Here is an 18,227-nt window from a genome sequence, read left to right as displayed (position 1 = left end):
GGCGGGGCTTTTTTATTTCATTTAGAAGATCAAAAGATCGCAGCCTTCGGCAGCTCCTACATAGGTCTCCTGTAGGAGCTCCCGAAGGCTGCGATCTTTTGATCTGGCTTTATTTGAACACCAACGCTTCTGGCACATCGATATCCCACAACACCCCGGGATCATCCACCGCTACCTCAATCACCCTGCCCTGCTTGAACAAAGGCCTGGCGCCGCGATCACCACTCAAGGCCTGCAAGCCCGGCCCGAACGAACGCCCAAACCCCACCGGATGGCCAAATTCGCCCTCCTGCACCGGCACACTAACCGCGTCATCGGTCATTGCCGCCACCACCCGCTCAATGCTCGACGGCAAAATAAACGGCATGTCCCCCAACACGATCAGCCAGCCATCCGCCTCGGGGCAGGCGGCAACGCCCGCCGCAATGCTGTCACCCATCCCGCTCGATTCAATCGAGACCACGTCACAGCTATAAGCCTGAGCCATGCGCATCGCCTGCGGCCGTGCTTCAGTGGTCACCAGCACCCGCTTGTCGAGGTTGGCCGGCAGATTCAGCAACACTTGCTCGATCACCGAGCGCACCGCGCCATCACGCCCGGTGCAATCGGCCAGCAACTTGTCCTTGTCGGCACCGGCAACCTGGCGAAAGCGACTGCCCTCGCCCGCCGCCAATACGATCACTGCGATGGATCGACTCATGCGCCCTCCACGGCTTTCTTCTGTTTCAACTCGACACCATTCTTGATCGCCACAATCTCCGCCAACAACGACAGGGCAATCTCCGCCGGTGAATGGCTGCCGATGTGCAGACCGATCGGCCCATGCAATCGCGCAATGGCTGATTCTGACAAGCCTAGCTGAGCCAGATTGTCCCGGCGTTTCTGACTGTTGACCCGAGAGCCGAGTGCACCGACATAGAAGGCCGGCGAATCGAGCGCCGTAAGCAACGCCATATCATCCAGACGTGGGTCGTGGGTCAGCGCGACAATGGCTGTGCGTTCGTCCGTCTGAATGCTTAGTACAGCGTCATCCGGCATGCCCGGGACAAAGCGCCCGTGATGCTCTTCCCAACCGTAGACGAACTCGGTACGCGGATCGCAAATCAGCACTTCGAAATCCAGCAGCCGGGCAATGTCCGCCACGTAGCGCGACAGTTGCCCGGCACCGATCAACAGCAGACGCCAGCGCGGGCCATAAATGGCGCGCAGGGTCTTGCCGTCGAATGCCAGCACATCGGATTTGCTCGCCGCTGATAGCACCACTTCACCGGTTTCGATGTTCAGCTCACGGGCGACAATTTCATGCGCCTCGCACCGCGCGAGCAATTCGGCGACCCACGCCGGATCAGCGACCCGCTCTTCGGTCAGACGCAACGTGCCGCCACAGGGCAAGCCAAAGCGCGCAGCCTCCTCGCGGGTGACGCCATAAGTAATCAGCTGCACCGGTGGCCCGTCGCTGGCGATGCGCCCGTCGTGCAGACGGGCGATCAAGTCATCTTCGACACAACCGCCCGACACCGAGCCAATCACCACGCCGTCTTCGCGCAACGCGAGCATCGCACCCGGCGCCCGGGGCGCGGTGCCCCAGGTCTGCACCACGCTGAACAGCACTACTCGCTGCCCGGCGCGGCGCCATTCGAGCACGCTGCGCAGAACGTTGAGATCGGCGCCGTCCATCACGCTTGCGCCTTCTGCCAACCCTGCAACTGATAACGCACCGGCAGGTTGCGGATGCGCTGGCCGGTGGCAGCGAAGATGGCGTTACACAGCGCCGGCGCAATCGGTGGCACGCCGGGTTCACCGACACCACCCAACGGCACGTCGCCCGGCGGCGCCACCAAATGCACCGCGATTGCCCTCGGCGCCAGCGACATGCGCGCCACTTCGTACATGTGGAAGTTGTCCTGCTGGACCTTGCCGTCCTTGAAGCTGATTTCACCCAGCACCGCGTTGCCCAGGCCCATCACACAGGCGCCTTCGAACTGCGAGCGGATGCGTTCCGGGTTGATCTGCGGCCCGCAATCGACGGCGATGTCAGCCTTGTGCACGATCAGCGTACCGTCGTCCTTGACCTCGACTTCGATCACCGCCGCCACATAGGTGACGAAGCTGTAATGCACCGCCAGACCCAGACCACGGCCCTTGGGCAACTGACGCCCCCAACCGGCAGCCTTGGCCGCAGTTTCCAGTACCGTGCGCATGCGTCCGGTGTCGATCGGGTAGCGCTCGGGGGATTCGCCGTAGTTCCACTCCTCACTCAGGGTGCGTGGATCGATCTGCCGATCCGGGCCGAGCAACTTGATCTGATATTTGAGTGGATCAACGCCGGCCTTGTGCGCCAGTTCATCGACAAAACTCTGAATCGCAAACCCGTGAGGAATGTTCGACACCGAGCGATACCAGCCGACGCGGGTATGCACCGTGGCTTCGGGGTTTTCCAGACGCACGTTGGGAATCGCGTAGGCCATGTTGGTAAAGCCCATGCCCAGCTCGAACGCCGCCTCATGGTTCATGCCCGGAGCAAACAGCGCAGTAATGCTCGGCGCCACGGTACGGTGCAGCCAGCCGGACGGCATGCCGTCCTTGCCGACAGCCGCCTTCAAATACTCGGCGGACACTGTGTGGAAATACGAGTTATGGATGTCATCTTCGCGGGTCCATTGCACTCGCACGGCTTTACCGGGGAACTCCTTGGCAAGGATCGCCGCTTCGACGACGAAATCCGGCTTGGATTTGCGGCCGAAACCACCACCGAGCAGCGTGACGTTGAAGGTGACATTGTCGAACGGCAGCCCCAGACGCTCGGCGATGCGCTCGCGAGTCACCTGCGGCGCCTGGCTCGGCGCCCACGCTTCACACACACCTTTGTCGTAGCGAGCGATGGCGACCATCGGCTCCATCGGTGCCTGCGCCAGATGCGGCAAATAGTAGGAGGCTTCGAGGCTACTGGCAGCGCCGCTCAGTGCCTTGTCGATATCACCGGTATTGCGCACCACTTTGCCGGGTTTGCGCGACGCCGCTTCCAGCGCTTTGCGGTAAGCGATCGAGTCGTAACTGGCGTTGGGGCCGTCGTCCCATTGGATCTTCAGCGCCTCGCGACCCTTGATCGCCGCCCAGGTATTGCTGGCAATCACCGCAACGCCGCCCAGCGGCTGGAATTCCGACGGCAGCGGACGGCTTTCGATCTGCATGACCTTCAGCACACCCGGAACCTTCAGCGCGGCGCTGTCATCCAGCGACTTGACCTTGCCGCCGTACACCGCCGGACGGGCGATGGTCGCGTAGAGCATGCCGTCGAAATGCACGTCGGCGCCGTACACAGCGCGCCCGTTGACGATGTCGTCACCGTCGATGGCCTTGGTGCCTTCCTTGCCGATGTAGCGAAACTCCGACGGCTGCTTGAGGCGCAAGCTGTCACGGGCCGGCACCGCCAGCGCGCTGGCTGCGGCGGCAAGTTCGCCGTAACCCAGCTCGCGGCCGGACGGTGTGTGCAGCACTTTGTGCAACTGCGCATGGCACTCGCCCACCGGCACCTGCCACTGCGCAGCGGCGGCTTGTTCCAGCATGGTCCGGGCCGCCGCGCCGCAACGGCGCATCGGTTCATACCAGTGACGCATGCTGCGTGAACCGTCAGTGTCCTGGTTGCCGAACCGCACTTCATCGCCCGGCGCCTGCTGCACTTTGACCTTGGCCCAATCGGCGTCCAGTTCATCGGCGACCACCATGGTCAGGCTGGTGCGCACACCCTGGCCCATTTCCGAGCGGTTGCAGACCACGGTGACCGTGCCGTCTGCGGCAATGCTCACGTAAACCTTGGGATCGTCGATCCAGCCGTTGGGCATGCCATCAGCGCCAAACTTCTTCGGCGCGTCTTCAGCCAATGCATCCTGCCAGCCCCAGCTCGCGGCCAGCACCAATGCGCCCGTGGCGCCGACGCCTTTGAGAAAACCGCGGCGGCTGAGATTGCTCAGGGCGAAATCATTCGGCAAGCGGCTCATGCCTTGGCCTCCTTCAGGTGAGTTGAAGCCTGACGGATCGCGGTCTTGATCCGGTTATACGTGCCGCACCGGCAAATGTTGCCGACCATTGCCTCTTCGATCTGCTCATCGCTCGGATTCGGATTGGTTTTAAGCAACGCCGTGGCAGACATGATCTGCCCGCCCTGACAGAAACCGCACTGCGCCACGGCGCTGTCGAGCCAGGCTTGCTGAACGACTTGTCCAACCGGATCGGCGTGCAGATTGTCGATGGTGCTGACGTTCTGCCCGATCACCGAGCCGATCGGCGTAATGCAACTGCGCGCCGGCAAGCCGTCGATGTGAATGGTGCAGGCACCGCACAGGCCCATGCCGCAGCCGAATTTGGTGCCGTTGTAACCGGCGACATCACGAATAGCCCACAACAGCGGCATGTCATCCGTGACATCGAGGGAATGGTCTTGACCGTTTAGTTTCAGGGTAATCATGGGCACGCCCGCATATTAGTGGTTATGGGGTCGAGCAGAACTGGCGGTGGTTCACGCAGATCGACTCAGGCTAATGGGCTCTCTTGTGCCGACGCGAACGTCTGCACCGGGCCTTTGGTGGAGCAAATGACGGTTATCGTTAGCTGGCTAAGTTAACCCACCGTTAACAAAAAAGCCCTGCACTTTCGCTCAGTGCAGGGCTTTGGATACCGACTTGAAGCGTAGCCTCAATAACGGTTCGGCTCCATTTCCAGCTCGACATTGAAACGTTCGGCAATATCTTTCTGGATGCGTTGCGCCAGCTCCAGCAATTGCAGGCCGGTGGCGGTGCCGTAGTTGACCAGCACCAGCGCCTGCAATTTATGCACGCCGGCATCGGCCTCGCGGAAACCTTTCCAGCCAGCGCGCTCGATCAACCAGCCGGCGGCCAGTTTCATCTGCCCGTCCGCTTGCGCATAGGCCACCAGATCCGGGTGTTGCGCCTTGATCTGCTCGACCAGTGCGGCCGACACCAGTGGATTCTTGAAGAAACTGCCGGCATTGCCGAGCACCGCCGGGTCCGGCAGTTTTTCGCTGCGGATACTGCAGATTGCGCGGCTGACGTCGCTCGGCGTTGGTTGCTCAATGCCCTGCTCAGTCAGGCGCTGGCGCACCGGGCCGTATTCCAAATGCAGATGCGCGACACGATCAAGCTTGAAGCGCACCCGCAGGATCAGCCAACGTCCCGGCTGCTGCTTGAACAGACTGTCGCGGTAGGCGAAGTTGCACTCCTCCAGGCTGAAGTCGCGCAGTTCGCCGGTCTGGCGGTCCAGCGCGGTCAACCCGGCGAACACATCCTTGATCTCGACGCCGTAGGCGCCGATGTTCTGCATCGGCGCCGCGCCAACAGTGCCGGGGATCAGGCTGAGGTTTTCCAGACCGGAAAAACCCTGCACCAGCGTGTGCTGCACGAACGGATGCCATGGCTCGCCGGCTTCCGCTTCGATCACCACGCGGTTGCCGTCGTCACTGATCAGCCGAATGCCTCGGGTCGCCATGCGCAGCACCAGCGCCGGAATATCTGCAGTCAGCAGCAGGTTGCTGCCGCCGCCGATCACCAGCAACGGCACGTCATGGGCAGTCGCGTAGGCCAGGGCTTCACGGACATCGGCATCGCTGTGGGCCTCGGCAAACAACTGCGCGCGGACATCGACGCCGAAACTGTTGAACGGTTTCAGCGAAACCTGTGATTGAAGCTGCAAACTCATAACCGGCCCTTCACTTCAATCAACAGTTGGTCACACGCCGCCTCGATCAGGTCCAGCACCTGCTCGAAGCCCTGATCGCCGTCATAGTACGGATCCGGCACTTCATCGACCACACCGGCGTAACGCCGCAAAAACAGATCGAGTTCAGCCTTGCCAGTGGACGGCTGCAGGGCCTTGAGGTTGCGCAGGTTGCTGTGGTCCATGGCCAGAATCAGGTCGTAGCTGGCGAAATCGGCACGGCTGACCTGCTGCGCGCGTTGCGCCGACAGGTCATAACCCCGCACTTTGGCTGCGGCCTGGCTGCGTTTGTCCGGCGGATTGCCGACGTGCCAGTCACCGGTGCCGGCGGAGGCCACTTCGACCTGATCCGCCAGCCCCGCTGCGCGCAGTTTGTGGCGCAACACGCCCTCAGCGGTGGGCGAACGGCAGATGTTACCCAGGCACACGAACAGAACGCGCATCAGGCCTCCAGCAGGCGACGAACGCGCTCGAGGTCTTCAACGGTGTCGACCCCGGTTGGCGGCGCGATCAACGCATCGGCCACATGAATCCGCACGCCATGCCACAGAGCACGCAGCTGTTCCAACGATTCAGTGTTTTCCAGCCAGCACGGGCCCCAGCTCACAAAGTCCTGAAGGAAGCCGGCGCGGTAGGCATAAATGCCGATGTGGCGACGGTACGGCACGCCTTCCGGCAACACGTCACGGCTCTTGGCGAAAGCATCGCGGGCCCACGGCAAGGTGGCGCGACTGAAGGTCAGCGCCAGACCGTTAATGTCGCTGACGACCTTGACCACGTTGGGGTTGAACAGGGTTTCGACGTCTTCGATCGGCTCGGCCAGGGTGGCCATGCGCGCTTCGGTGTGGGCCGCAAGGTTGGCGGCGACCTGGTCGATCACGCTTGGCGGAATCAGCGGCTCATCGCCTTGCACGTTGACCACGATCGCGTCCGGCGCAAGGCCCAGCTTCGCCGCGACTTCCGCGAGGCGGTCAGTCCCGGAATTGTGATCTTCACGGGTCAGCACCACTTCCGCGCCGAACGCCTTGCAGGCTTCGACGATGCGCGCATCGTCCGTCGCCACCACCACACGGCTGGCGCTGCTTTTGCTCGCCTGTTCCCAGACGTGCTGGATCATCGGCTTGCCGGCGATATCCAGCAGCGGTTTGCCCGGCAGGCGGGTCGAGGCGTAGCGCGACGGGATGACAACGGTGAAAGCAGTGGTCATTTATCCAGACGCTCGTCGGTGGTCAGGGTGCGCGCTTCGCTTTCGAGCATCACCGGGATGCCGTCGCGGATCGGATAGGCCAGACCGGCGCCCTTGCTGATCAGTTCGGTCTTGTCGGCGCTGAGCTTGAGCGGGCCTTTGCAGATCGGGCACGCGAGGATATCGAGCAATTTGGTGTCCATGAACATTCCCTGGATAAAGAGTTAAGGCAAAAGACGATCGGGCAACAGGCGCATCAACTGGGTGTCGAACCAGGCCACGAAGGCCGGAGACGGCACGGCATCGACCGCCAGATACCACCAGTCGTCAGCCGCGAAGGCACGGCACTTCACCGCATCCTTCTCGGTCATCACCAACGGCAATGACGGTGTGAAATTCAAGGCCTGCACGCTGTACTCGGCGTGGTCGGCAAACGCATGGGGGATTGCCCGCCAGTCTAGCGCTTCGAGGGTATTGAAGAAACGTTGCGGATTGCCGATCCCGGCCACCGCGTGCACTGATTGACCGGGCGCAAAATGCGCCAGCGGCTGGCGCTCGCCGCTGCGCAGATTGACCAGCGACGTCGGCTGCAGGTGAAAGGCGAAACCCTCTTCACGATCCGCCGTGGCACCGTTGAACAGTACGCCATCGACGCTTTGCAGGCGCTCGATCGGCTCGCGCAACGGGCCTGCCGGCAGGCAGCGTTTGTTGCCCAAACCTCGGGCGGCGTCGATCAGTACCAGCTCCAGATCCCGCGCCAGACGGTAATGCTGCATGCCGTCGTCGGAGAGGATCAGGTCCAGCGGTTCACTGGCGAGCAAGGCTTTGACCGCTGCGCTGCGATCAGGGTCGATCATCAGCGGTACGCCGGTGCGCTGCACGATCAACAGCGGTTCGTCGCCGGCGATATCGGCGCCCTGCTCGGCGGTGACCCGCCATGGCAGTTGCGGTGGTTTGGCGCCGTAACCACGACTGACCACGCCGACGCGCAGGCCGGCACGGCGGCAATGCTCGATCAACCACAGGATCATCGGCGTCTTGCCGGTGCCGCCCACCGTGATGTTGCCGACCACGATCAACGGCACCGGCGGCTGATAGATCGGGCCTTCACCGTCGAGAAAGCGCTGGCGCTTGTTGACCACCACGCGGCGGTAGAGCATTTCCAGCGGCCGCAGCAGCGTCAGGGCCGGATGCCCCTGATACCAAGCGGCGAGCAAACGATCGGACAGGCTCATCAGGATTTGGGCGCCGCCTCGACCGTGGTCATGCGCAGATGGCTGAAACCGAGCTTGCCGGCCGCATCCATGGCGGTGATCACCGATTGGTGTTGGGTCTTGCCGTCGGCACTGATCGACAACGGCATGTTGGTGTCACCGTTGGCTTCTTTCTGCATGGCTTCCATCAGCGTCGCCAGGTCGTTCTTCGGCAGAATCTTGTTGTTCACCGAGAACACACCTTCGGCGCTGATCGCGACGTCCAGTTGCTTGAGCTGCTGGTCTTCGGCAGGCGAGCCGCTGACCGATTCCGGCAGATCGACACGTAGCTGGGTTTCGCGGGTGAAGGTGGTGGTCACGACGAAAAACAGCAACAGGATGAAGACCACGTCGATCAGCGACGCGAGGTTGATGTCGATCGTTTCCCGGGGTTTGCGACGGAATTTCACGCTTTATCCCCGGCCAGATCGACGTCACGGTCGCCCTGCACCACTTCGACCAGTTTGATCGCTTCCTGCTCCATGCCCACCACCAGCTCATCGATGCGGCGCTGCAGGAAACGGTGGAAGAACACCGACGGAATACCGACCATCAGGCCCGCCGCCGTGGTAATCAGCGCCTTGGAAATACCGCCGGCCAAGACCGATGCATTAGTAGTCATGCCCGAACCGGTGAAAGCGCTGAAAATGTCGATCATGCCCAACACCGTGCCCAACAGCCCCAGCAACGGCGACATGGCAGCAATGGTGCCCAGCGCGTTGACGTAGCGTTCGAGCTCGTGAATCACCCGCGCCGCGGCTTCTTCGATGCATTCCTTCATGATCTCGCGACCATGCTTGGAGTTGGCCAGGCCCGCGGCGAGAATTTCACCCAGCGGCGAGTTGGCGCGCAATTCCTTGAGCTTTTCTTTATTGAGCTGCTTGTCCTTGATCCAGACCCAGACCTGGCCCAGCAGATGCTCGGGGGTGACGCGGCTGGCGCGCAGGGTCCACAGGCGCTCGGCGACAATCGCCATGGCCGCGATGGAACTCAGAATGATCGGCAACATCATCCAGCCGCCGGATTTGACCAATTCCCACACAGTGACAGTCCCCTCGAAAAAGTGCGCCACTTTACCATACCGTTTCGCGATTAAGACCCGCTGCCCCGACGACCTGATGCCGCATTCGGCGATCCCGCGATCAGTGGTGATTCAACGCCAGAAACGCCGCTGTTGACGCATCAGCCACGGCGCCTGAAAGCCGCCCAGGCGCAGATGAATGGCGCCGTGCTGCGCGCTGTCGTAGATGCGCAGCCCTTGCTGGCGATAACGCGCCAGCACCAGCGGATGCGGATGCCCGAACGAATTGCCCTGCCCCCGGGAGATCAGCACCGAATGCGGCCTCAGAGCCCGAAGCAGAGCCATTGAAGACGAACTGCGACTGCCATGATGCGGCGCTTGCAGCCAATGCGTCGGCAGCGCCAACGGACTCTTCAGCAGAGCCCGTTCGGCAGCCGTGTCGATATCGCCTGTCAGCAGCAGACGCTCGCCATTGGCCTCGATCTGCAACACGCAGGAGCGCTGATTGCGGTCATGGGCCGCCGACCACTGCCACAGTTGAAACCGCACCCCGTCCCACTGCCATTGACGTCCGCTTTCACAGGCTTCGGCCCGCAGGATGGCGGGCAGCCCCGGAGGATCGCCGCTGATCACCCGCGTCACTTTCAGGCCCCGCGATACCGCCAGCGCACCACCGGCATGGTCGGCATCGGCATGACTGAGCAGCATCAGGTCGATGCGTTCAACCCCCAGTTTGTGCAGCGCCGGCAACACCACCCGCTGCCCCAGATCGAAATCGCCGAAACGTGGACCGGCGTCGTAGAGCAGCGTGTGATGACGCGTGCGGATCAGGATCGCCAGGCCCTGACCGACATCGAGTTGCCAGATATCAGCCAGTCCCTCGGCCACCCGCTCGCGAGGCGGCGCCAGCAAAATCAACAGCAACGGCCAGCCCAATGGTCGCAATGGCACACCGCGCGGCAACAGCAACAATACGGCCCCGAGACTGCCAATCAACAAGGTCCACCACGGCAGCGACGGTGAGATCCATGCCGGCCAGGCGCCGGCGATCACCGACAAGCCACGAAACAGCCAGTCAATCAAACCACCGGCCAGCCACAACAAGCCTGCACCGACGTAGGGCACCGGCAACAATAGCGTGCCGAGCAGCGCCGGTGGCAGCACCAGCAGACTGACCCACGGCACCGCCAGCAGATTCGCCAAGGGTCCGCTGAGGCTGATCGGCAGGTTCAGCGCCAGCAACACCGGGCACAGACCCAGCGCAATCAGCCATTGCGCCCGAGTCCAGGTCTGCCACCATTTCCACGCGCCGAGCCGCCCGCCGAAGGTGAAAATCAAAATCCCCACCGCGGCGAACGACAGCCACAAACCCGGACGCAAACTGGCTAACGGGTCGAGCAACAGCAACGCATCGAATGCCAGCAACAGCGGCCACCACGCGCCGAGATGGCGAAAGCGCAGGCGCCACAACAACACCAGCCCGACCATCACGCAGGCCCGTTGCACCGGCACATCGAACCCGGCGAGCAAGCCGTAGCCGAGCGCTGCGGCAAACGCCAGCCCACAGGCCCATGGCAGCCAGGGCCAGCGCAGCGGCCACCAGCCGTAGCGCGCCAGCCCGGCGACCAGCAGATACATGACCGCCGCCAACATCCCGATGTGTTGACCGGAAATCACCAGCAGATGCACGGTGCCGGTGTCCTGCAGGATCTGCCAATCCTCGCGACTGACCCCGGAGCCGTCACCGAGCACCAGCGCCGCCAATGCACCGCCCCGGCCCTGCGTGTCCACTTCAAGCAAGCGCTGGCGAATGCTGTCGCGCCACGCCCAACCTGCCTCGGCCAGGCGCTGACCGTCCTTGATCGTGCCGGTCGCGCCGATGCGTTGCGCCAGTAGCCACGCTTCGTAATCGAACGCATCGGGATTGAGCAGGCCACTCGGGCGCTTGAGCTTCACCGCCAGCCGCCAACGCTCGCCGCTGTTGAGCGGCGGCCCGGCGTGCCACGCCAGACGCATCAACGACGGCAATTTCTCGTGTCGCGAGCGGGCATCGGCGAGTTCGAAACGCACGACGCCCTCGCCGGTTTGCGGCAAGCCGACCACCCGCCCCTCGACCCAACGGGTTTCGCCATCAAGCGCTGCGGGCAGGCGATCATTCAACGCCGACTGCGCACTGACGCACGCCCAGGTGAAACCGAACAGCAGAAACGCCAGCGGATAGCTGCGAAACGGCAGCAACATCAGCCCCACCAGCGGCAACAACATCATCAACCCGACCGGCGGTAAAACCGGCAAAAAAACCGGAACCAGCAGACCGACTGCCAGCGCCATCATCCCTGTGCGCATAAGCCCGTCCTTGAGAGTTCCTGCATTAGGGGTAGCTGGTATGAGGGAGGGTCGTCGTCAACAATTGTCACAAAGTCTGAATGGGCGCTTCGTAGAATCCAGACATACTTGCCGCCTTAACCGACCGAGAAGCCTTATGCCCCGGCGCTTATTCAAACGTTACATGCCCGACCCGACGAGCATCAGGGAACACAAATCCTTACGCTTTCTCGGCAAGTTGCTGCATGACCCGAACCTCTGGCACCTCAATCGTCACTCGGTGGCCCGGGCGATGGCCGTCGGCCTGTTCGCCGCGTTCCTGCCGATTCCGGCGCAGATGCTGGTGGCGGCCGCACTGGCGATCACCGTGCGCGGCAACATGCCGATTGCCGTCAGCCTCGTGTGGCTGACCAACCCGATCACCATGCCGGCGGTGTTTTTCTGTACTTATCAGGCCGGAGCCTGGTTGATGAATGTGCCCGCTCGCACCCTGCCCGACTCCTTGACCTGGGAATGGATCAGCGGAGAGCTCTCGACCATGTGGCAGCCGTTTTTGCTGGGGTCGGTGGTATGCGGACTGCTTCTGGGCATCCTCGCCTACTTCACGGTGATGCTGTACTGGCGCTGGTGGGTGGCGCGGCAATGGGCGCGGCGCAAAAAAAACCGCATGCATTGAATGCAAAACGGTCTCCGCAAGGGAGGCCGTTTTTTGTAGCGTCTGAATGGGCCCCATCGCGGGCAAGCCCGCTCCCACAGAATCTGGTTTGCCCGAAATTATTTGAACGACACAAATCCCTGTGGGAGCGGGCTTGCCCGCGATGGCAGCGACGTGGTATCGGATCAGGTCCGCATTCCGCGCCCACTCACCAGCAACCGCGCACAACCGAGGTACAACACCACGGTCGCCACCAGCATGAAGGTGATCGCGATACCGATGCGGATATCCGACACCCCGAGAATGCCGTAGCGGAAGGCGTTGACCATGTGCAGCACCGGATTGGCCAGCGACACGGTCTGCCAGAACGGCGGCAGCAAGGTGATCGAATAGAACACGCCACCGAGGTAGGTCAGCGGCGTCAGCACAAACGTCGGGATGATCGAAATATCATCGAAGTTGCGCGCAAACACCGCGTTGATGAAGCCCAGCAGCGAGAAGATCGTCGCGGTCAGAATTACCACCAACAAGGTCACGCCGAGGTGATGCACCTGCAGATGGGTGAAGAACAGCGACAGGATGGTCACGATCACCCCGACCATCAGACCACGCAGCACGCCGCCGATGGTGTAGCCGATCAGAATGGTGTGCGGCGACACCGGCGAGACCATCAGTTCCTCGATGGAACGCTGGAACTTGCTGCCGAAGAAGCTCGAGACCACGTTGCCGTAGGAGTTGGTAATCACCGACATCATGATCAGCCCCGGCACGATGTACTCCATGTAACTGAAGCCACCCATGCCGCCGATCTGCTTGCCGATCAGGTTACCGAAGATCACGAAATACAGAACCATGGTGATCGCCGGCGGCAGCAGGGTCTGCGGCCAGATCCGGGTAAAACGCCGGACTTCACGGTAAACGATGGTATTGAGGGCGACGAGGTTGGGGCGCAATTCGGAACTCATACCGCCACCTTCGACAGATTTTTCTCCACCAGGGACACGAACAGCTCCTCGAGGCGATTGGTTTTGTTACGCAGGCTCAGCACTTCGATGTTCTGTTGCGCCAACTGAGTGAACAGCGCGGTGATGCCCATGGATTTGTCGACCTGGACCTCCAGCGTATGGCCGTCGAGCAACCGCGCGGGATAGCCGATCAATGGTGGCGCAGCGTGCAAGTCGTTTTTCAGATCCAGCAGGAAGGTCTCGACGTGCAATTGGCCCAGCAGCTGTTTCATGCTGGTGTTCTCGACGATGGTGCCGTGGTCGATGATGCCGATGTTGCGGCACAACTGCTCAGCCTCTTCCAGATAATGCGTGGTGAGGATGATGGTGATGCCTTTCTGGTTCAGCTCGGTGAGGAATGTCCACATCGAACGACGCAGTTCGATGTCGACGCCTGCGGTCGGCTCATCAAGGATCAGCAGGCGCGGCTCATGCACCAGGGCGCGGGCAATCATCAGTCGGCGTTTCATGCCGCCGGACAGCGAACGCGACGGCACATCGCGCTTGTCCCACAGGCCAAGCTGGGTCAGGTACTGCTCGGCGCGCTCCTTGGCGATCTTCGCCGGAATGCCGTAGTAACCGGCCTGGGTCACGACGATGTCGAAGGTCTTTTCGAACTGGTTGAAGTTGAATTCCTGGGGCACCACGCCGATCGAGCGCTTGAGCGCGGCGGGGTTCTTGTCCAGGTCATGACCGAAGATATTCACCGTGCCGCTGGTCTTGTTGACCAGGGTCGAGAGAATGCCGATGGTCGTAGATTTGCCCGCGCCATTGGGGCCGAGCAAGGCGAAAAAGTCACCTTCGGCGACGTCCAGATCGATACCACTCAAGGCCTGGAACCCGTTGCCGTAGGTTTTGGTTAGCTGCCGGATGGACAGAGCGGAACTCATATCGGATTTACGCACCAAGAAGGGAAGAAAAGGAAAGATTGGGCCGGGCGGCGAACAAAACAACCACGGCGCGTGAACGCAATGGTGCTTGCCGCCGCCACACAAGTACAGTCAAGAGTGTCGATAGTTATTATCAAGTCAACGCGGTCATGACCGCTTTCTGATAAGCCGGACGCTGCTTCAAACGTGCGTACCAGGCCTCCAGATGCGGCTGCGCGGCACGGTCGATGGGCATCTCAAACCAGGCATAAATGAAACTGCCGAGGGGAATATCGCCCATGCCGATTTCGCGGCCGGACAGGTATGGCTGGCTGGCGAGGGCCTGATCGGCCATGGCCAGCAGCGCCGTGCATTCTTTGATCGCGGCGTTGATCGCCGGCCAATCCTGCTTGTCCGCTGGCGTACGCAGCACACCCCAGAACACCGTGCGGAAAGGTCCGGCAAAACTCGAGGTGGTCCAGTCCATCCATTTGTCGGCGATGGCCCGGGCTTGCAGGTCTGCCGGAAACCATTGGCTGTTCGGCGCATGTTTGGCCAGCAGGTAACGCACGATCGCATTCGATTCCCACAGCACGAAGCCGTCATCCTCGATCACCGGGACCCGGCCGTTCGGGTTCATCGCACGATATTCAGGTGTGTCGACCACCCCGAAAGCGCCACCGGCGTCAATCGCCTGATAAGCCAGGCCAAGCTCCTCGGCGGCCCACAGTGGCTTCCTGACATTCGATGAGTTTTTCCGTCCCCAGATCTTCAGCATGACCGCCTCTTTTCCAATGCGTGGGCAGGCAGCATACGCCGGATCATGTGCGGCTCAAATCACTCTGCATATCGCCCAGCACCTTCGCCTGATGTTCGCCGAACAGGTGCGGGTAGCACTTTTCCAGATGTTCGAAGAAGAACTGTTCCGGCACATCGGCGAACTGCCCGTGATCGACCAGATACTCCATCAACAGCGCGCCGTCTCGGTTGTACGGGTGGAAAACGCTGTCACTGATGCCGTCAAAGTCCAACGGTGCGACATTGAACAGTTCGCAGAGTTGCTGGTTGAAGGCCGGCGTGGCCTTGACCCAACGGTCGTTAAGGAACAGCTCGGTGTAGCCGTGCATGGCGAACACATCGCTGCGCAACAGTTCCAGCAAACGCGGGGTCGACAGGTGATTCCTGACGTCGGCCAGACCGATACGCGCCGGGATGCCGCAATGCCGCGCACACCCGGCCAGCAAGGTGGCCTTGGGCACGCAATAACTTTCTCCGGTCGCCAACGCATGGCTGCCACACAGGGTCTGCGGGTCGAGGCTGAACGTGTACGGGTTGTAACGCACTGCTTCGCGCACGGCGTAATAGAGACCGAGCGCCTGCTCGAGCGGGTCGCGGCTGGGACCGCGGTGTTGTTCGGCGAACTCCACCACCGCCGGGTGGTCACTATCGATGAAGCGGCCGGGACTCAGATACTCGCGCATGACGATGTTCTCCTGGGGGAGCCCCGAGTCTAGCGACAGCTCAAGCACAGAGATAACGACGTTTCGGCCAAACATGCACGCGAAGATGCGGGAACGGCGAACGATTTCCCACGGGTGTTGCCCACCGAACCTACGAAAACCATCCGGGGTTTCCCACGAGTTCAATCACCATGTTCTGACCACCCGTTTTACAGATGCCGTCTAAGCTCTGGTGGGTTGGTTGGCCTTGGTTCACGGAGGATTACATATGCTGTTGTTGTGGATACTGGTTCTGATCGTCGGTGTGGCGTATCTCGCTCACCGCCGCATCGCCCCCCTGCCCGCGTTGGGCATCGTCGCCATTTACCTGCTGGCGATGAGTATTTTCAGCCATGCTCCGGGCTGGTTGCTGCTGGTGCTGTGGGTCGTGCTCGCGGTGGTTGCCGCGCCGTTGATGCTGCCCGACCTGCGCCGCAAACACTTCACCGCGCCGCTGTTCAACTGGTTCCAGAAAACCCTGCCGCCGATGTCGCAGACCGAACGCGACGCAATCGATGCCGGTACCGTCTGGTGGGACGGCGAGCTGTTCAGCGGCCGTCCAGACTGGGACAAGCTGCTGTCCTACCCGAAAGCGCAACTGAGCGAAGAGGAGCAGGCCTTTATCGACGGCCCCACCGAAGAGCTCTGCGCGATGGTCACTGACTGGCAGATCGGCCAGTCGATGGACCTGCCGCCAGAAGCCTGGAGCCACATCAAGGAACACGGCTTCTTCGCCCTGATCATTCCCAAGGAATTCGGCGGCAAGGGCTTTTCCGCCTACGCTCACTCGCAAGTGGCGATGAAACTCGCCACCCGCAGCGGCGACCTCGCCTCCACCGTAATGGTGCCCAACTCCCTCGGCCCGGCCGAATTGCTCCTGCATTACGGCACCGACGAACAGCGCAATCACTACCTGCCCCGACTGGCCCGTGGCGACGACATTCCGTGCTTCGCCCTCACCGGTCCGCTGGCCGGTTCCGATGCTGGCGCCATGCCGGACACCGGGATCATCTGCAAAGGTGAATGGGAAGGCCAGGAAGTCATCGGTCTGCGTCTGAACTGGGAAAAACGCTACATCACCCTCGGTCCGGTGGCGACCCTGCTCGGTCTGGCCTTCAAAGCCTATGACCCGGAGCATCTGCTGGGCGACAAGGAAGATCTCGGCATCAGTCTGGCGCTGATTCCCACCGATACACCGGGCGTGGAAATCGGCCGTCGGCACCTGCCACTGGGCGCCGCATTCATGAACGGCCCGAACTCGGGCAAAGACGTATTCATCCCGCTGGACTTTCTCATCGGCGGTCAGGAAATGCTCGGCAAGGGCTGGATGATGCTGATGAACTGCCTGTCGGTCGGGCGTTCGATCTCGCTGCCAGCCGTCGGCACTGGCGCGGCCAAATTCACCAGTCTGGTGACCGGTCAATACGCGCAGATACGTGAGCAGTTCAACGTCCCGCTGTCGGCCTTCGAAGGCATTCAGGAAGCCATGGCACGCATCGGCGGCAACGCCTGGATGATGGACGCCGCGCGCATGCTCACCGCCAACGCGGTGGATCTGGGCGAGAAACCGTCGGTGCTGTCGGCGATCCTCAAGTACCACCTGACCGAACGCGGCCGCGAGTGCATCACCCACGCCATGGACGTGCACGGCGGCAAGGCGATCATCATGGGGCCGAACAACTACCTCGGGCGCAGCTGGAACGGCGCGCCAATCTTCATCACCGTGGAGGGCGCCAACATCCTTTCGCGCAACCTGATGATCTTCGGTCAGGGCGCCATTCGCTGCCATCCGTTCGTCCTCAAGGAAATGGCCCTCGCCGGCCGTGAGGACAAGGATCAGGCACTGAAAGAATTCGACGGCCTGCTGCTCAAGCACATCGGTTTTGCCGTCGGCAACGCCGCCAGTACCCTGGTGCTGAACCTGGGCTTTGGCCACTTCGAACATGCGCCAGGGGACAGGATCAGCCAAGGTTATTTCCGCGCACTCAATCGGCAGGCAGCGGCTTTCGCCATGCTCGCCGACTTCAGCATGATGTTGCTGGGTGGCGAACTGAAGCGGCGCGAACGCCTGTCGGCGCGTCTCGGCGATGTATTGAGCAACCTGTACCTGGCCTCCGCCGCGCTCAAGCGTTATCACGACCTGGATTCGCCGGCGCATATGGAGCCGCTGTTCCGTTGGGCGATGGAAGAAAGCCTCGGTCAGTCGGAACGGGCACTGGATGAGCTGCTGAGCAACTTCCCGAACAAAGTGTTTGGCTGCCTGCTGCGGGTGATCGTGTTCCCGTTCGGCCGTCGCCACAAAGGCCCATCGGACAAGCTCGGTGCCGAAGTGGCAGCTGTTATTGGTCGCGCCAAAGGTGATCCGACTCTCGAAGAACTGCTCGCCGGTTGCTATCGCCCGCAGTCCGCCGACGATGCCGTGGGTGCCCTGCAACACGCCAGCGATCTGCTGGGTGCCGCGCAACCCCTGCACAAGAAACTGCACACTGCGCTGAAAAGCGGCCAGGTCAAACCGGCGGCGGGCGAACACGCCATCGACGCCGCGCTGGAGGCCGGGGTGTTGCAAGCGGCGGAGGCGCAAACCCTGCGCGATGCTGAAGCGGCTCGGCGCAAGGTGATTGATGTCGATGATTTCGACAAGGAAGAACTGAAACAGGCAGAAGGCAAAGTCCGCTGATGCTGACG

Annotated in this window: 18 protein-coding genes; 2 read left to right on the top strand and 16 right to left on the bottom strand. The window is 61.8% G+C overall.

Going from position 1 to position 18,227, the window contains the following annotated elements; genetic code table 11:
- Positions 1-109 precede the first annotated feature (109 nt).
- The 12 genes from AB1J88_RS28745 to AB1J88_RS28690 form a co-directional block, all read right to left on the bottom strand.
- A complete protein-coding gene (locus tag AB1J88_RS28745) occupies positions 110-700 on the bottom strand; it encodes a nucleotidyltransferase family protein (protein ID WP_041069139.1) in 591 nt (196 codons plus the stop codon).
- Positions 697-1,677 (bottom strand): XdhC family protein, encoded by a 981-nt coding sequence (locus tag AB1J88_RS28740; RefSeq protein WP_430292614.1) that lies wholly within the window; start codon positions 1,675-1,677, stop codon positions 697-699. The genes AB1J88_RS28745 and AB1J88_RS28740 overlap by 4 nt, the downstream gene beginning before the upstream one ends.
- A complete protein-coding gene (locus AB1J88_RS28735) occupies positions 1,677-3,998 on the bottom strand; it encodes a molybdopterin cofactor-binding domain-containing protein (RefSeq protein ID WP_430292613.1) in 2,322 nt (773 codons plus the stop codon). Before AB1J88_RS28735 ends, AB1J88_RS28740 begins: the two co-directional genes overlap by 1 nt.
- Positions 3,995-4,465 carry a (2Fe-2S)-binding protein gene (locus tag AB1J88_RS28730; RefSeq protein WP_430292612.1) on the bottom strand — a complete coding sequence of 157 codons (471 nt, stop codon included), beginning with the start codon at positions 4,463-4,465 and terminating at the stop codon, positions 3,995-3,997. The genes AB1J88_RS28735 and AB1J88_RS28730 overlap by 4 nt, the downstream gene beginning before the upstream one ends.
- 227 nt (positions 4,466-4,692) lie before the next feature.
- Positions 4,693-5,712 carry a UDP-N-acetylmuramate dehydrogenase gene (gene murB, locus AB1J88_RS28725; protein WP_430292611.1) on the bottom strand — a complete coding sequence of 340 codons (1,020 nt, stop codon included), beginning with the start codon at positions 5,710-5,712 and terminating at the stop codon, positions 4,693-4,695.
- Positions 5,709-6,173 carry a low molecular weight protein-tyrosine-phosphatase gene (locus tag AB1J88_RS28720; protein ID WP_041069125.1) on the bottom strand — a complete coding sequence of 155 codons (465 nt, stop codon included), beginning with the start codon at positions 6,171-6,173 and terminating at the stop codon, positions 5,709-5,711. Before AB1J88_RS28720 ends, murB begins: the two co-directional genes overlap by 4 nt.
- On the bottom strand, positions 6,173-6,937 hold the full coding sequence (gene kdsB, locus AB1J88_RS28715; RefSeq protein ID WP_047295688.1) for a 3-deoxy-manno-octulosonate cytidylyltransferase: 765 nt from the start codon (positions 6,935-6,937) through the stop codon (positions 6,173-6,175). Before kdsB ends, AB1J88_RS28720 begins: the two co-directional genes overlap by 1 nt.
- A complete protein-coding gene (locus tag AB1J88_RS28710; RefSeq protein ID WP_003174668.1) occupies positions 6,934-7,119 on the bottom strand; it encodes a Trm112 family protein in 186 nt (61 codons plus the stop codon). Before AB1J88_RS28710 ends, kdsB begins: the two co-directional genes overlap by 4 nt.
- A 21-nt stretch (positions 7,120-7,140) precedes the next feature.
- On the bottom strand, positions 7,141-8,151 hold the full coding sequence (gene lpxK, locus AB1J88_RS28705; RefSeq protein WP_430292610.1) for a tetraacyldisaccharide 4'-kinase: 1,011 nt from the start codon (positions 8,149-8,151) through the stop codon (positions 7,141-7,143).
- Positions 8,151-8,579, bottom strand: a complete 429-nt coding sequence (locus tag AB1J88_RS28700) for an ExbD/TolR family protein (RefSeq protein ID WP_027612340.1) — start codon at positions 8,577-8,579, stop codon at positions 8,151-8,153. Before AB1J88_RS28700 ends, lpxK begins: the two co-directional genes overlap by 1 nt.
- Complete coding sequence (locus AB1J88_RS28695; protein WP_003227083.1) at positions 8,576-9,211, bottom strand: MotA/TolQ/ExbB proton channel family protein; 636 nt, start codon at positions 9,209-9,211, stop codon at positions 8,576-8,578. The genes AB1J88_RS28700 and AB1J88_RS28695 overlap by 4 nt, the downstream gene beginning before the upstream one ends.
- A gap of 111 nt (positions 9,212-9,322) precedes the next feature.
- Positions 9,323-11,536: a DNA internalization-related competence protein ComEC/Rec2 gene (locus tag AB1J88_RS28690; RefSeq protein WP_430292609.1), complete on the bottom strand. Its 2,214-nt coding sequence runs from the start codon at positions 11,534-11,536 to the stop codon at positions 9,323-9,325.
- A gap of 136 nt (positions 11,537-11,672) precedes the next feature.
- Between AB1J88_RS28690 and AB1J88_RS28685 the strand changes: the two genes are divergently transcribed.
- Positions 11,673-12,191 carry a DUF2062 domain-containing protein gene (locus tag AB1J88_RS28685; RefSeq protein WP_041069099.1) on the top strand — a complete coding sequence of 173 codons (519 nt, stop codon included), beginning with the start codon at positions 11,673-11,675 and terminating at the stop codon, positions 12,189-12,191.
- Positions 12,192-12,355: 164 nt separating this feature from the next.
- Here AB1J88_RS28685 and AB1J88_RS28680 read toward each other — a convergent pair whose 3' ends face one another.
- The 4 genes from AB1J88_RS28680 to AB1J88_RS28665 form a co-directional block, all read right to left on the bottom strand.
- Positions 12,356-13,135 carry an ABC transporter permease gene (locus tag AB1J88_RS28680; RefSeq protein ID WP_041069097.1) on the bottom strand — a complete coding sequence of 260 codons (780 nt, stop codon included), beginning with the start codon at positions 13,133-13,135 and terminating at the stop codon, positions 12,356-12,358.
- The gene (locus AB1J88_RS28675) at positions 13,132-14,064 is read right to left on the bottom strand and encodes an ABC transporter ATP-binding protein (RefSeq protein ID WP_121186661.1); all 933 of its coding nucleotides are present in this window, start codon (positions 14,062-14,064) and stop codon (positions 13,132-13,134) included. Before AB1J88_RS28675 ends, AB1J88_RS28680 begins: the two co-directional genes overlap by 4 nt.
- Positions 14,065-14,197: 133 nt before the next feature.
- The gene (locus AB1J88_RS28670) at positions 14,198-14,821 is read right to left on the bottom strand and encodes a glutathione S-transferase family protein (RefSeq protein ID WP_430292608.1); all 624 of its coding nucleotides are present in this window, start codon (positions 14,819-14,821) and stop codon (positions 14,198-14,200) included.
- Between the two features lie 43 nt (positions 14,822-14,864).
- Complete coding sequence (locus AB1J88_RS28665) at positions 14,865-15,524, bottom strand: transglutaminase-like domain-containing protein (protein WP_430292607.1); 660 nt, start codon at positions 15,522-15,524, stop codon at positions 14,865-14,867.
- 247 nt (positions 15,525-15,771) lie between these two features.
- On the opposite strand from AB1J88_RS28665, the gene AB1J88_RS28660 reads away from it, so the two are divergent.
- Positions 15,772-18,219 (top strand): acyl-CoA dehydrogenase, encoded by a 2,448-nt coding sequence (locus AB1J88_RS28660; protein WP_430292606.1) that lies wholly within the window; start codon positions 15,772-15,774, stop codon positions 18,217-18,219.
- The last annotated feature ends 8 nt before the right edge of the window (positions 18,220-18,227 follow it).

This window comes from Pseudomonas sp. S8, assembly GCF_050473925.1.
Taxonomy (GTDB): Bacteria; Pseudomonadota; Gammaproteobacteria; order Pseudomonadales; family Pseudomonadaceae; genus Aquipseudomonas; species Aquipseudomonas parakoreensis.
The sequence above is the reverse complement of the archived record's forward strand: the minus strand, read 5'-3'. Positions and strand labels throughout refer to the sequence as shown.

Bases quoted from the DNA above. Each gene is read 5' to 3' on its own strand.
- AB1J88_RS28665 (WP_430292607.1), bottom strand. From the start codon at position 15,524: ATGCGCGAGTATCTGAGTCCCGGCCGCTTCATCGATAGTGACCACCCG.
- lpxK (WP_430292610.1), bottom strand. From the start codon at position 8,151: ATGAGCCTGTCCGATCGTTTGCTCGCCGCTTGGTATCAGGGGCATCCG.
- AB1J88_RS28675 (WP_121186661.1), bottom strand. From the start codon at position 14,064: ATGAGTTCCGCTCTGTCCATCCGGCAGCTAACCAAAACCTACGGCAAC.
- kdsB (WP_047295688.1), bottom strand. From the start codon at position 6,937: ATGACCACTGCTTTCACCGTTGTCATCCCGTCGCGCTACGCCTCGACC.
- AB1J88_RS28670 (WP_430292608.1), bottom strand. From the start codon at position 14,821: ATGCTGAAGATCTGGGGACGGAAAAACTCATCGAATGTCAGGAAGCCA.
- AB1J88_RS28720 (WP_041069125.1), bottom strand. From the start codon at position 6,173: ATGCGCGTTCTGTTCGTGTGCCTGGGTAACATCTGCCGTTCGCCCACC.
- AB1J88_RS28690 (WP_430292609.1), bottom strand. From the start codon at position 11,536: ATGCGCACAGGGATGATGGCGCTGGCAGTCGGTCTGCTGGTTCCGGTT.
- AB1J88_RS28685 (WP_041069099.1), top strand. From the start codon at position 11,673: ATGCCCCGGCGCTTATTCAAACGTTACATGCCCGACCCGACGAGCATC.
- AB1J88_RS28730 (WP_430292612.1), bottom strand. From the start codon at position 4,465: ATGATTACCCTGAAACTAAACGGTCAAGACCATTCCCTCGATGTCACG.
- AB1J88_RS28680 (WP_041069097.1), bottom strand. From the start codon at position 13,135: ATGAGTTCCGAATTGCGCCCCAACCTCGTCGCCCTCAATACCATCGTT.
- AB1J88_RS28745 (WP_041069139.1), bottom strand. From the start codon at position 700: ATGAGTCGATCCATCGCAGTGATCGTATTGGCGGCGGGCGAGGGCAGT.
- AB1J88_RS28660 (WP_430292606.1), top strand. From the start codon at position 15,772: ATGCTGTTGTTGTGGATACTGGTTCTGATCGTCGGTGTGGCGTATCTC.
- AB1J88_RS28740 (WP_430292614.1), bottom strand. From the start codon at position 1,677: ATGGACGGCGCCGATCTCAACGTTCTGCGCAGCGTGCTCGAATGGCGC.
- murB (WP_430292611.1), bottom strand. From the start codon at position 5,712: ATGAGTTTGCAGCTTCAATCACAGGTTTCGCTGAAACCGTTCAACAGT.
- AB1J88_RS28735 (WP_430292613.1), bottom strand. From the start codon at position 3,998: ATGAGCCGCTTGCCGAATGATTTCGCCCTGAGCAATCTCAGCCGCCGC.
- AB1J88_RS28710 (WP_003174668.1), bottom strand. From the start codon at position 7,119: ATGGACACCAAATTGCTCGATATCCTCGCGTGCCCGATCTGCAAAGGC.